Below are 14810 nucleotides of genomic sequence, written 5' to 3'. Positions count from 1 at the left end.
AAACATTGGGGGCTTCGCCCCCAAACCCCCACTGGGAAGGGGAAACCCCTTCCCAGACCCATCCTGATGACTATAAAAACCACAAAAACCACGACCGAAACTTTGTTTTTTCGATACATGGACTTCAACCGCTTCAAACCTTCGCCGGTTCAGACCGACGGCGCACCCAAAGATAGATCAATGCCGCCACGGTCAGAAGGAGAGACACGACATTGACCACCGCGGCACCATCGTGAATCCTGGGTCGGCTGAATTCATAATCCTTGTAGAACAGGAAATTCCGGGCATTGCGTTCCTCATCGACCGAAAAATGATCCCCCGGCTTGCACCCGTTCTCCTCGGGATAGAGATAACATTCCGGTCTTTTGATGTTGAGGAACCGTTCCCCGACGACGCTCATGGCCGCCTTTGGACCCAGTGGGGCGATGGGAAACGATTCCAGGCCATACCCCATCATCGATTGGTAGCACATGATTTGGCTGGCGCTCCGGGTCATGGCATCGTTGCGATCGATGGTGGTGATCGGTTCCATGGTGCGTATGTCGAAGGAGAGGGACATGAAGTTGATGTTGGGAACTTCATCGCCGAAGCGGACCTTGCGCCAATAATCGACCTGTTGTCCCGGATGATAACGGGCCAGCACGGTGGACATGTAGTCAAGATTGCTGTTGATCGCCTGGACCCAGGTGATCATCATTCCCATGGCACACAGGAACAAAAACCGTTTTTTCGGCAGTTCCAGGTGGTCCATGATGATCGCCGCCAGGACGGGAAGGACGAAGACATACAGGGCGAACCATCGAACCAGGCTGGAGCTGTTCTTGAAGTAGGGAAGGCTTTTGATGACGCTGTTCCACCAGGGGGTGTAATAATTAAGCAGGACCGGCACGCTCAGCAACACCCCGATCCCCCAGATGGCCAGGACCGTGCGCATGGCCGTTTTTTCGTCGGGTTTCCAGGCCTGGCGGACGATGAAGACGAGCAGGAGCACTGCGGGAATGACGCCGATGCCGTATTGAAACTCATGGTGTTGCAGCAGAATCGAGCCATTGGTCAGATGGGCATGGATTTCGGCCATGGGGGGATGGAGAAACAAGGTCTGGGCGGTCAACCAGACGGCGTTGGGAATGCTGTCGAATCCGGGGAGGGCGTACTGATCGCGGGGAAACTGTTTGAGCAGGGCCATGAGGGGAACGAGTTTGATGGCGGAAAGGCCGATGCCCAGGAGTCCACCCGCCGCCAGGCGCGACCACGCAGACCACGACCAGTGGCCAAGGATCCCCTGGACCAGGAGCAGGATGACGATTCCCAGGATGATCGGCGGGATGCCATGGACCATCCCGGCGTGGAGCATGGCGGCGAACAGAATCCCCAGGCCGCAGACGGCCAGCAGATGGGTACGCCAGCCCCGTTCCAGGCCATGGATCACGCCCCACGCGGCCCAGGGGGCCAGGGCAAAGGCATGAAAAGCCAGATGACCGTTGACGAACCGGTGGGCATAGAATCCGTTGAGGGCGAAGATGAACGCTCCCAGCAGACTGGCCCCCTGGCTGCACCCGAAACCGTCGCGCAGCAGCAGATAGCCACCCATGAACCCCAGGGCGCCAAAGACGATGAAGGTGATCTGGATCGCGATCACCGGATCGAACACCAGCGTCAAAAGCTGCGGCAGGCTGAAATAGGGGGCGTTGGCATCGGGAAAGAAAGGAAAGCCGCCGCACTGGGCCGGCGAAAACCAGGGAAGGGACAACAAACCGTTGACCTTGAACTTGATCATGCCGACGACCAGATTGGGAATGAACAGGCTGTAGTCGTGGCCCAGGTCGCCGTTGGGAAACGGCAGGACCGCGCCATAGGTCCACCACAGCGAGGCGACCACCACCGCGCAGGTCAGCCAGACGATCCGGAAGCCCTGGGCATACCGAGGCAGGGCCTCATCGTAGTTTTCTTCCCTCATGCTCCACCCCGGTTTGTCATGGAAACAATCGATGTTCCAGTAAAAGTTTGCGCCGCGTGTTCCAATGCCCGAGCCACCAAAGCGACGCATTCCGCCCACCCCCCGGCGACCGTTTGCCGAAACAACCGGACGGTGGGATACCAGGGGGAATCGTCGCGCCCCAGAAGCCAGCGCCAGTCGGGAACGAAGGGAAGCAGGACCCATGCCGGACGTCCCATCGCCCCGGCCAGATGGACCACCGCCGTATCGACGGCAATCACCAGATCCAGGTTGGCGATGAGGGCGGCGGTGGCAGCAAAATCGTGCAACAGGGGACCGGGATCGATCCAGTCGCCACCGAACGCCGCCCGTTCCCGATCGGAGGCATCCGTTTGCAGACTGACGAAGCGGCATCCCGGCACCCGGGACAACACACGCAGCATCCCGCAATCCATCGACCGCTCCCGATCATTGCGATACCGCGGATTGCCGCGCCAGGCAATCCCCACCTTCAATCCCTTTCCCCCGGACAAAAACCCGTAAAATCCAGCGACATCCTCCCGATCGGGCCAAAGATAGGGAACAACCGCGGGAATCGTCGCCAGCCCGATCGCCAACAGATGGGGCAGGCTCATCAGGGGGGCCTGCCAGTCACAGGGCGGTTGTTCCTCCTTGCCGGTGAGGACCCGTTCGACCCCTTCCACGGAAGAAAAAAGGCGCCGCAACGGCTCGGGACACAGCAAAACCACCCGTCCCCCCCGCCGCACGACCTGGGCGACAAAACGGACACACTGGATGCTGTCGCCGAATCCCTGTTCACAGTGTAACAGGATCCGTTCTCCGGTCAATTCGCAACCGTTCCACAAAGGTTCCGGATGTCCATGAAAATGAAATCCTTCGCTCGCCCAACGCCATTCATAAAGGCGAAACCCTTCCTCAAGTTGCCCCAGAAGAAGACGGGTAATCGCCTCGTTGAACCAGGGGTCAGGCAGGTCACAATCGATGGCCCGGGCCCTGGCGAAACATTGCAAAGCGGCGGCAAAGTCTCCCTTGAAGTGGAGGGCGTGTCCATGATTGGACAAGGCCAGGGAATGGTTCGGATCAAGGTCGAGAACCTTGAGATAACAGGCGATCCCGCCATCGACATCGCCCTGTTTCTGGAGGGCAACCCCCAGGTTGCACAGGGAATCGGGATCATCGGGCCTTGCGGTTTGGGCCGCGCGATAACAGGAGATGGCCTCGTCGAGGCATCCCTGTTCCAGCCACAGATTGCCCAGATTGGAAAGTGCTTCGACCGATCGGGGATTGCGCGACAAGACGTGACGCAGAACGGCCATGGCCTGCTCCCGATCACCCATGGCATGAAGGGTGTTGGCCAGATTGATGACCAGTTTTTCCGCTGAAGGATCCAGTGCGACGGCCTGGCGGTGATGGTGGAGGGCCTCGGTGTATCGTTTTCTTTTTTGCAGGACGATGCCCAGGTTCGACCAGGCCTCGGCGTAGGCGGGCCGAAGGCGGATCGCCTCCTGGAAGGCGTGGATCGCCCCCTCGTGGTCCTTGAGTTCATGGAGGGTGTTTCCCAGGTTGACCAGTGCCTCGGGAAATTCGCGACGCACGGCCAGCGCCTGGAGATACCGTTGCCGGGCCTCTTCCCGCCGCCCCAGGGCCTGGAGCGTCACCCCAAGATTGGACAAGGCGTCCGGATTGTCGGGGTGGCATCGAAGCGCCTGAAGAAACAGCGCCTCCGACTCATCCCATCGTCCCTCGCCTTGTCGGATCAAGCCAAGATGGATCCAGGCCTTGGGATCTCCGGGAGACAGGACCAGGGTCCGACGATAACACTCAGCCGCCGCGGCCATCGCCCCCGAGGATTGATACGCGAACCCCAGATTGTAGTGCAACTGGGGTTCGTCGGGACGTACCCCGATCCCCCGACCGAACACCACCACGGCCTCTTCCGGAAATCCCGATTCCTGCAACGCAATGCCCAGATTGTTCAGTGCCTCGGGAAAATCAGGATCGATTTCGAGTGCGCGGCGATAGTGTTCCATCGCCGCCGCAAGGTTGCCACCGCGATGACAGGCCAATCCCAGGTGATAATGCCCCTGAAGGTGGTTTTGCTCCTTCCGAACCGCCATTTCGTAACAGGCCATGGCCTCCGGCACCCGTCCCGCCCCTTCCCAGGCCCGTCCCCGGCCTACCAGGAAATCGGGATCCTCCGGGCGTGCCGCCAGAAGCCCGGACCAGGTCTCGCCCGCCTTTTCCCAGAGTTCAAGATCGAGCAGCACCCGCCCCAGTCCGATCCGGGCTTCCATCAGTTCGGGTTTGAGACGCAACGCCTCGGCAAACACCCGACCGGCCTCTTCCCGTCGTCCCAGGGAATGCAGAAAGTGTCCCAGGTTCATCCAGGCTTCGGCAAACCCTGGTTGCAATCGCAACGCCGTCCGATAACATCCTTCCGCCCGTTCCCAATCGTGACATTGTGCCAGGACGTTGCCCAGATTCAGATGCAAGCCGGCCACGTCGGGCCTGAGCGCGAGGGCCTGTTCAAACTGCGCGATCGCTTCCGCGAAAAGGCCGGCATCCTTCAAGGCATGGCCTCGGGCATTGCAGTCCGCCGCCTCCTGATCGGGATTCATCGTTCGCGATCCATGTTCATGGAATCACCTGAGCGACCAGAAAATTATTAAAAGAAAAAAGGGGTCTGGGGGATTGCCCCCAGGGTTTTGATTCTTCTTTTGACTTTGCTTTTGACTTTGTTTTTCCACGCGCCCTTTCACCCGAAGCAAGATTCCCGCGTGGTTTTTGCGGGAATCTTGCGCAGGCGCGCGCCTTGGTTTGCCTTTCTTCGCGGTTTTTGCGAAGAAAGGCAAACGCATTGCAAGTTGTGTTGCCTGGAAACTTGCAATGTGTCCTGGTCTTTTCGCAAAAACCGCGAAAAGACCAGGACAAGGGCGCGCGCCTGCGCGAATTTCCGCAAAAACCGCGGAAATTCGCTTCGGGTGAAATGGCGCGTAAAAAACAAAATCAAAAACAAAATCAAAACCCTGGGGGCAATCCCCCAGACCCCTTTTTTCTTTTAATAGTTTTTCTTAAATAAATTGTTCTTTTGCCGCGTCCACCACCGCCGCCATCACCCCACCCCAGTCGCCACGTTCAGCCTGACGAAACAACCTCAGGTCAGGATACCATGGCGAATCGGACCGATCCAACATCCAGCGCCAATCGGGAACGTGGGGCAGAAGCAACCATGCACGACACCCCAGCGCCCCCGCCAGATGAATCACACTGGTATCGACAGCGATCACCAGGTCCAAATGGACCATCAGGCCAGCCGTGGCAGCCATGTCGGTCAGTCGCTCTTCGAACGCGAAAAAACCATCCCATCCCGCCAATACTTCCCGATCGCCCGGCGACACCTCCTTCTGCAAGGAAAACAACCGAACCCCATGGAGCTTATGCAAAGGAAGCAACCATTGTGGATCCATGGACCGGATCGAATCGTTCCCATGCGTCGCCGACCCGCGCCACGCAATCCCAATGCACGGACGGTCCACGGAAGAAATCTCCGCACGGAACCGTTCCACCTCGGCCACAGGAGCCACCAGATAGGGAATCCCTTCCGGAATGGGAATCCAATCCTTTCCCTGAAGATACGGCAGACTCATCAGGGGGACCTGGTACTGGCATGAAGGAACTTCTTCCGGCGCCGTCACCAGAAGATCGATCCCCCGCATGGAAACAAAAAGCCGCCGCAACGATTCCGGACACAAAAGGACCACCCGGGCCGCAGAAGAATCCTTGACCCAGGGAAGATGACGAATGAACTGGATGCCATCCCCCAATCCCTGCTCACAGTGAACCAGAAGGGTCATTCCCGGAATTCTCTGGCCATTCCACAAGGGTTGGTGGTGCTCATGCGGAGGAAAGTCCTGTTTTTTGAAGCGCCATTCGTAAAGGGGCCACCCTTGGATAAAGTTTCCCCGAAGCAGTTCGAGAACCGCGATGCCAAAATGGGCCTCGGCAAAATCAGGCCGGATTCGCAACGCCGCCCGATAGGATTCGAACGCCTCATCGAACCGGGAATCCTCCCGAAGAGTGTTGCCCAGATTGTACCACGCTTCGGCATAATCGGGCCGATGCCGGATGGCTTCGCGATAGGCCTCCTGCGCCTCTTTGAGGCGTCCCAGGCGCGACAATGTGTTGCCCATATTATAGAGCGCCGGAGCAAATCCAGGATCGAGCGCCAAAGCGGCACGATAACACGCCACGGCCTCATCCAACGCCTGCCTCAGGGCATGCACCCGTCCCAGATTGTAGACCGCATCGATCAGGGCCGGATCAAGGGCCATGGCCCGACGATAGGCAGCGACCGCTTCCTCAAGTCGCCCCAATTCCAGAAGAGTATTGCCCAAACCGTTATGGCCCCCCGCATTGTCGGGCTCAAGGGACAACCCGCGAAACAAGGAATGCAGCGCTTCTTCATGCCGGCCCAGGGTCCCAAGGGTCAACCCCCGATTGAACCATGCGGCGGCAAAATCGGGTTTCGCCACCACCGCCCGCAAATAACTGGCCTCGGCCTCGGGCCATCGTTGCAGAGTGACGAAGGTGTTGCCAAGATTGTAATGGGCCTCGGCCCATTGCGGCGCCAGGGAAACTGCATGAGAATACGCAGCCAGGGCCTCTTCGGAACGCCCCAGTTCGGCCAGAAGATTGCCCCGGTGAAACCAGGGATCGGGAAACCGCGCCTTGTGCCGGGTGGACTCATGGAAGTGGCGCAACGCTTCCTCGTTTTGCCCCACGGCCTGACACGCCAGCCCCAGATGGCAATGAGCCTCGGCAAATTCGGGCCGGATGGCAACGGCAGTCCCGATCAGATGAATCGCCGCGACCGGATCCCCCGTTTGCAGGGCCAGCACCCCCGACAAATGAAGGGCATCATGCTGTCGCGGATTTTTTCGCAGAACCCTGCGATACATCTCCCGGGCCTCGGATAACCGGCCATGGGTGTGATGATCGATCGCACGATCAAGTTCCGTCAACGTATCCAAGGTTCACCGGTCCAAAATTTGGCAGGGATCGACATTCGTCCGAAAAGCCAATCACCCCTGGAAGTACTCCCTTGAGCCTTTTTTATTCTTTTGATCATTCCTTCTTTCGATACATCCCGTCGATTCGCACCGATACGCAGGCGCCACGAAAACATGTCACCTCACGGATCGTCCGAAAACACCTCGGCCAATGTTCGGGCCTCGAGGAGACCCAAACTCCACCGTTCCAGGGCAGGCAGTTCGGCCTGGGCAATCTTTTCGTTGGCCCACTCGGGAATGACGCCAAAGCGACGGTGCAACAGGCGTAACAATAATTTGGCCTCGCCTTTTTTCTCCCCTTCCTGTATCCCCTCCCACTTGCCGACACCATAGGTCGAAAATACCATGCTGGCCTGATCGTGAAGGTCATCCTTGTAGCGTTCGTAGGACTCCCGTTCCGGACCGGTAAGGGTGAGAATGTCCAACTGCTTCTTGGCCTTGTCGAGGCCACGCGCAGTAAAGCCCTCGCGGATGTCCTCATTCTTCAGAAAATAAATCCACTCGTCCAGGGTATCCCGCGCCACATTGTCGAAACGATTGATCTTGATCAGATAATATTCCAGATAAAGTTCGGGAACGCTGCCACGGTGGAACAGCGACTTCTGCCCTTCGCTGAGACTCAATTCATCATGCGTATGCAATCCCTTGAAGGTGGTCGTCCCCTTGTAGACATAATCCGTCCCCTGCCCCAGGTCGAAATAGACGATACTCACCGAGATGACCTTGGGAATGCTCGTATAAGGTTCTCCCTCGTCAATGTGTTCCGTGACTGCCTTGGCAGTGCCATACAGCAGGCGTTGCAGATAATCCCACTGCCGTTGCGCCTGGATTTCGACCAGAATCAATTCACCGTTCTTGTTTCTTACCTTGATGTCAACCCTGTTGTATTTATCGAGCCGGTCATTTTTGTTGCTTTCGCTCTCCAGAATTTCCTGAATACGAATATCATCCTTGAGAAGTTCGCTCAGAAACCCCTCCAGGATTTCAAAATTGGCCTTGCTGCGCAAAAGACGTTTCAAGGCCCAATCGAAACTGATCAAGCGACGTTGTTTCACGAAGGCACTCCTTGATCGATTTTTTTCAAATCGTCGGCAACCCGATCGATGCACGCACGCCAATCCCCCATGGTCCCTTGCCGCAGCAACCGCAGGCCGGGATACCACGGACTGTCGCTCCGATCCCGAAGCCAGCGCCAGTCGGCGACGTGCGGCAACAATAACCAGGCCCGTCGTCCCATCGCCCCGGCCAGATGAATGACAGCGGTATCGACCGCGATCACCAGGTCAAGGTTGGCAAGGACCGCCGCAGTGTCGGCAAAATCGCGCACCATCCCCGAGACATCGACAAACGGGTGACACGGGGCGAACAGCGCGCGTTCGGTCGGGGTCACATCCATCTGCAAATTCACCAGGCAACACCCCGGCAGCGCCGCCAGTGGCAGAAACAACGCCGGATCCATCGAACGTTGCCGGTCATTTTTGTGCCGCGGATTTCCCCGCCAGGCGATGCCCACCTTGAATCCGGGATACAAAGCCAGCCGATCGCGAAACACCCGCACCAACGCCGGATCAGCCGCCAGATAGGGAATGGGGGCCGGAATCGTGGCCAGGGTCGTTTTCAAACGATGGGGCAGACTCAAAAGGGGAACCTGGACATCGCATTGAGGCAGATCCTCCCGTCGCGAGGTCCGAACATCGATGCCCGCCATGGTCGCAAACAACCGAGACAAAGGTTCGGGACAAAACAGCACCACCCCCTTGGCACCGCTGATTCTCCGCGCCTCCGGGACCAGACGGATGAACTGGATGCCATCGCCATACCCCTGCTCACAGTGGATCAACAAGGTTTTTCCCGGCAACGGTTCCCCCATCCACAAGGGCTGCGAATGGCCATGATGGATAAAATTTCGCGTCCGCCAGCGCCATTCGTAATCATTCCAACCCGACTCCAGATCCCCCATCGTCAAATGGTACAGACCCAGTCCCAAATGTCCCTCGGGATGGTCGGGTTTGATCTCCAGAACCCGTCCGAACCAATGAAGCGCCTCATCCCAACGCCCCAACTCCAAATGGAGCGCCCCGACGTTGGCATGGACCTCGGGATGATCGGGAGCGATGCGCAGTGCCCTTTGATAGGCGGCCAGGGCTTCGTCATGGCGTCCCAGTTGCTTGTAGACGTTGCCCAGGTTGTTCCATGCCGCCGGATCGTCGGGAGAAAGCGCCACGGCCCGCATGAGGGATGCGACCGCCTCGTCGAGCCGTCCCAGTTCCTGAAGGGCATATCCCATGTTGGAAAAGATTTCGGCAACGTCGGGCTTGAATGCCAGGGCCCGGGAATACAGATCGATGGCCTCCTCGTAGCGTCCCTGTTCCTGGCAGGCGGCGCCCAGGTTGGACAAGGCTGCGGAATCGTCAGGTTTCAGGGCGATGGCCTCCTGCAAAAAGCCGATCGCCTCGGAAACCCGGTTCGATTCGAGAAATACCAGCCCCAGATTGCACAACGCCTCGGGAAATTCAGGACGAAGCGATAAACATTTTTTCAGGTGTTCCTCGGCCTCGGGGAAAGATCGGGTTTGAATGTCGATCAGCCCCAGGGTAAACCAGACCTCGGGATCCTCCGGGGAAAGGGCCAGCGCATCGAGACACGCCTGTCGGGCTTCGACCCACGCCCCCTCCTCCTTCAAGGCGCGTCCCAGGGCGGCAAAGGCCGCGGCGAATCGAGGGTTGATCCCGACCGCCCTGCGGTAGCATGCCAGTGCTTCCGCACGGTGACCCAGTTCCCAGAAACCGTTGCCGACGAAAAACAAGGCTTCGGGAACGTCGCCACCCAGCCGGACCACCTGGCGATAACTCTTCGCGGCCTGTTCCTTTTGACCCAGGGATTTCAAGGCGTTGCCACGATTGTAGTGGGCTTCGACAAATCCGGGACGGAAGGCGATCACCCGGTCAAGGCATGCCACCGCGACTTCGTGATGCCCCAGTTGATGCGCCAGAACCCCGAACATGTGCAAGGCATCGGCGTGGTTGGGCTCGTCCTGGAGGATGCGACGATAGAGCGCCTCGGCCTCCTGAAGGCGGCCCGCCAGGTGATGGTCCATGGCATGAGCGAACACCGGTTGCACAGGAAATGGCGCCGCCCCTGGGGGCGAATGATCCGGTCCGGTCATGGTGGGCCGTCCTTCCTTGGCAGGATAATTTCGATCATCGAAACGTCCCGTATCACGGGCCGGGCAACAGGTGTTTCCACCGTTGCCGATCGACAAAGTAGGGAACGCCATAGTCCCCCGAAATACTTTGCGGATTATAAAGGACGAAGGAATGAAACGAAATGGTGTGATACAGATTGGCCACGACGATCGCGGTCACGAGGCCGACCACGACCCCACGACGTCTTCCCGGGGCCAGCCACTCATGGAACCGTCCCAGGAGCAATACCGCGAACAGAAACAGGGAAGGAAAGAAGATGATGGCATAGTGGGGAAAGGAGGGAATGGACAGGAGGACATACGCCCCCTGGATCGTCACCATGATCCAAAAGAGCAACGTCACCATCCGGGCGCCACGAGGCGTTTCCAGAACACGATTCCCGGTCCGAAAAGGCCAATGATGGCCCATCACCCACACCCATCCGAGGACGGTCAGCATGAAAAACAGGAAAAACATCCCGTAGGGAAGGGCGATCAGGTTGGCCTCCCAGAAGCGCGAAAAACCATCGTTGCCGAGAAGGTAGGAAAACCCCACGCCAGTGGCGATCAAAACCATCCAGAGAAGATTACCTGCCGGAAACGGATTGTCCTGGCCCCCCATGAGGTTTATCGCCTCGATCAGGTTCTGGAAGCCGGTTTGGACGTGAAACCGAAGGTATGGAACATAAAGGAGCGACAGCACCGCGAGGCCCACCCCCAGATCGCGCCAGCGGACGGCGACGCGGAAACGCACCATGAACAGGAGAATGGCGGGGGGGAGAAACCAGGCGCTCATGTGCAGTTGGGTCACCACCGCCAGAAGGAAAAACAAAAGCCAGGTTTTCCATGGACGCGACCGTTCGCTCATGGAAACCAGGAGCGCCACCAGCCCCATCATGAAGGGAAAAAGAAAATCCTGGGCCCATATTTTTCTGGAGTAGAGGACGACCCAGGGAGAAGAGGCGAACAGGAGTGTGGTCAGGGCGGCGACATTGGCGGAAAAGGCCCACCGCAGCACGTCATAAAGCAAAACCAGCCCAACCAGATTGAACATGATGACGAAGAGGGTCACCAGGATGGGATCGGTGGTGACGGCGACCGGCAGGGACATCAGATAGATGAAAAACGGCGGATTGAACAGTCCGGTGGAGGATTTCAGGCCGGTCTGGGCAAGAACGCCCTCCGAGAACTGTTTCCAGGCCAGGACGATGGCATTGAATTCGTCTTCCTTGAATTCGATCATGTCGAGGAAGGTCAGGCGGATGAGGACCGCCACGGTCATCAGGGTCCAGAAGAGGGGTTGCGGCAGGATCGGGGCGGAGCCGAACGTCGAAAACGCGGGAAAGGAAAAACCCATCGTCTCCGGTCCGAGGTGTCCGGGTTGTCCAGGAATACGGGTCGAATCAGGGAGGGATTCCGAGGTTCCGTGACGTTTTTCCTGGGCGAAGAGGAGGGCCAGAAGTATGAAAAAGGCCAGGAAATGGTAATAGTTGCAGAAGGCCTGCTTGCCGAAGAGGAACAATCCGCCAAAAATCAGGATCGCCGCCAATGCCCAGTGAAACAGGGTAAGGCGGTCGTGAACGATCAACCAGAGGGTGACGGCGCCCGCGATCAGGAAATAGATCGTGAGGATGATGCCGCCGCCGATTTCCATTCCGGAGAAGGAAAGCAAATAGGCGATCCAGGAGAGGGCATCGCCGCGAATGCGGTATCCCGCGACTTCGAGGATCGGATGGGCGATGAAGGAGGCGGGATCCCAGAGGAAAAAAGGGAGAACGGTGACGAGGAAGACGGACAAGGAGACCCCCGCCACGCGAAGGGCCAGGGACAAACCAAAGCGTCGCCAGAGAAACAGGAGGGTGATCCAGGCCAAGACCACGGCATACTGCTTGGTTGCGACCGCGAGTCCCAGGAAAATGGCGGTGGTCCACCAGGCCCGGGGGGCCTCTCCCCGGATCTGACGGTCGAGACTCCAGGCAAGGAGGGCCGAAAAGGCGATCAGCAGGGTATCGTTCCACGCCTGTTCGATGACGAACAGGGTTACCGGGAAGGAAATCCAGACCATGGCCAGAAGATGACAGGCAACCGGAGAGAAGCCGCGGTTGCGGCCCATGCGCCACAAGACCAGGAGGATCACAAGTTGGGCGATGGTATAGGTATGGCGGATATCGCCCAGGAAAGCGTGTGCCAGGGCATTGGCCACGAGGATGACCGGAAGATAGATGTACCCGGGGATATAGCCATAAGCCCCCTGATAAAGGTCGGAGAGTGGTTCGGCGTAGGGATTTTTTCCGGCGAAAAGATGTTCGACTGCCTCGATACCGTGATGAAACACGTCGATGTTGGGATTGGGCGAGGCTGAAAGTACCGCCACCAGGATCACGGGCCAGAGCAGCCATCCTCCCAGGAGGATACGACGCCAGTGGGGATCGTCGCGGTCGGCGAAGGTCATGCCGGCCCATAGATACAATGCGAGGGCCGCGTTGATCCATAATCCGATTTGGACCAGCCGATGAGCGGTATTGTCCAGGGAGTAAATGGTTTCGTCATCGAGCAGAAGAAAAAAGGCGAAGAGGAACCACACTCCCGAAAGCCACCGTTCGATCGAACGAAGGGGGGTGACCCGTTCGCCGAAAAGAACGAAAAAAGCGCCAATACCAAACAGGGCGAAGGTCAGAAGCGGCAGATGGATGGGATGAAGATGGCCGTGGGTCGCACGAAGGACCGTGCCGGTCAGGGCCAGGAGCAGCACCAGAAGGGCGTTGACGGGGATGGAGGCGATGGCGGCCATGGATCCGAGTATAGGAATGGGTTGTCGAAGAGGAAAAAGGATCCAAACATGATGCCCCATTGGGAGACAATTTTACTTTAATTGCAATAATTTTGGTGCAACCCCTTATCTCCAGGAAAACCATCACCCAAAGATACTTCACTCTCAAGAAGATTTCCCAGAAAACTGTAATCTTTTTCTACTCCCTGATCAATCGGCAAGTTCTATCACTGACATTTCACCGCTTCCATCGATCGCAGCCCCGCAACCGGCCAAGACAGCGAAACTTCAGTACGTTATCAGTACATCAAAGAAACTGGCGTATGAAGTTGACATCAACCGTTGACCAGTTGCACATGGACCAGCCGTCCACCGTCATCCCTCGACAAAAGGAACTGGCTACCCTCCGAGAGTCTGACATTACTGCCTATGGATATGCGCCGTCCACTTGCCATATCCAACATCTCATTCATCCGCTCGTTGACCAGATACCACTCCCCTCTGTGGTGTCGGAAATACCCCATTCGCAAACGCTGATCCGAGGCCAGATGCTCATTGGGAAACACCCTGCGCGTAACGTGCCACAAGAACAGCGACTGTCCGTCCCACACCATGAGCCGATGGTCATCCGGTAGGAACTCGCCTTGGTGGCGGCTGGAGTAGAAGTTCAGTACCGGAAGCGCACCGGTATATGCAGTACCGCAGAACGGACATTTAGGTCTGGTGCTGTTGTCAAACACGTACCAACCCATTTCGCACTGGTTGGGACAGGGTTGAATCATGTCGATGGTCCGCACCAGGGCGTTCTCCCACTCCGAGGCACTGGGCCGACGATCGGGATTATGAAGCCCATCGACAAACGCATTGAGGAACAGTTTTTTCAGCAGTGGACCTGCAATGGTGAAAGGAATCCGGGCCGGGTCACCCCAGGGAAGATGCGCTGTGGAAAGTTGGTTTGCTTTCACCAAGTTAGAACGGTCGTTTGGGTGCTCAATGAACAGTGCCCCGCTCCCCATGGTCAGTTCCTCATCCCGGGTGGCATCCATGTCATGCACCTTCCCACCTCGTAGGGGATGACGGTAGAACAGATACATGTAGATCAACACCGCCAAGGCGTGACGATCGGTGGCAATGGAGGGAAGCCTGCGGGCCGGATCACTCCTTTCCAGATGCTGGGTAGCAAGTACCTCCGGAGCAATGAAGTCCGGTGTGCCCACCACGTCGGGAAGAAATTTCTGCGGTACTACCAGTCCATCAATGTCGATGACACATGCCTTGCCGCTGGTAGGGTCCACCAACACGTTCTTGTAAGAAAGATCCGAATGGGCCAGCCCGGCCATATGCAAACGCCGCACAGCGCGGCTGATCATCAGACAGATCTGCAGATGGGTCAGCCAATTGCCCCGTTCCTCGGGGGCCAGGAACTTGTTACGGTTGGAGGCGCTGGCGAACCACTTTCCCTCCTTTTCCTTGCCCCTGATGCCCAGAAAATCATTGTTCACCGAGCCATACGTAAAAAAGAACTGCGACTGATACACCGGCACCACCACGCCATGTCGGCCATCCTTCTGTACCATCCCAGTAGGCCAGCAGAAAAGATCCTTCCAGTAATCTCCACCGTTGTTGTGGAAAATACCCTCCCGATAAGGACCGATGATGGCCTCAAGCCGTTCGATACCGGCTCTACTTAGAGGGTCGCGGAAGAACAGCACCACCTGAGATCGATCGCAACTAAAATAAGCGTCCTTCATTCCCCCCTGACGGACAATCTCATTCCGGTATTCTACCATTTGGCCACTGTTGGTCATGAGTCTGACGATTTCGGACACG

7 protein-coding genes are annotated in these 14810 nt (G+C 57.7%); all 7 read right to left on the bottom strand.

Features of this window, described 5'->3' with window-relative positions; genetic code table 11:
* Positions 1–133: 133 nt before the first annotated feature.
* The 7 genes from HQL76_07220 to HQL76_07190 all read right to left on the bottom strand — a co-directional run bounded on the left by HQL76_07220 (position 134) and on the right by HQL76_07190 (position 14788).
* On the bottom strand, positions 134–1957 hold the full coding sequence (locus tag HQL76_07220) for a hypothetical protein (GenBank protein MBF0108947.1): 1824 nt from the start codon (positions 1955–1957) through the stop codon (positions 134–136).
* Positions 1954–4575 (bottom strand): tetratricopeptide repeat protein, encoded by a 2622-nt coding sequence (locus tag HQL76_07215; protein ID MBF0108946.1) that lies wholly within the window; start codon positions 4573–4575, stop codon positions 1954–1956. The genes HQL76_07220 and HQL76_07215 overlap by 4 nt, the downstream gene beginning before the upstream one ends.
* 453 nt (positions 4576–5028) lie before the next feature.
* Complete coding sequence (locus tag HQL76_07210; protein ID MBF0108945.1) at positions 5029–6987, bottom strand: tetratricopeptide repeat protein; 1959 nt, start codon at positions 6985–6987, stop codon at positions 5029–5031.
* A 161-nt stretch (positions 6988–7148) separates the two neighbouring features.
* A complete protein-coding gene (locus HQL76_07205) occupies positions 7149–8081 on the bottom strand; it encodes an Rpn family recombination-promoting nuclease/putative transposase (GenBank protein ID MBF0108944.1) in 933 nt (310 codons plus the stop codon).
* Entirely contained in the window at positions 8078–10192 is a 2115-nt protein-coding gene (locus tag HQL76_07200; GenBank protein MBF0108943.1) for a tetratricopeptide repeat protein, read from the bottom strand. Before HQL76_07200 ends, HQL76_07205 begins: the two co-directional genes overlap by 4 nt.
* Positions 10193–10244: 52 nt before the next feature.
* Positions 10245–13001: a glycosyltransferase family 39 protein gene (locus tag HQL76_07195; GenBank protein MBF0108942.1), complete on the bottom strand. Its 2757-nt coding sequence runs from the start codon at positions 12999–13001 to the stop codon at positions 10245–10247.
* Positions 13002–13315: 314 nt separating this feature from the next.
* The gene (locus HQL76_07190; GenBank protein ID MBF0108941.1) at positions 13316–14788 is read right to left on the bottom strand and encodes a kinase; all 1473 of its coding nucleotides are present in this window, start codon (positions 14786–14788) and stop codon (positions 13316–13318) included.
* Positions 14789–14810 lie beyond the last annotated feature (22 nt).

It is taken from the genome of Magnetococcales bacterium (genome assembly GCA_015228815.1).
Lineage (GTDB): Bacteria > Pseudomonadota > Magnetococcia > Magnetococcales > UBA8363 > UBA8363.
Note: the sequence above shows the minus strand (reverse complement) of the source record. Positions and strands in the feature narration are given on the sequence as shown.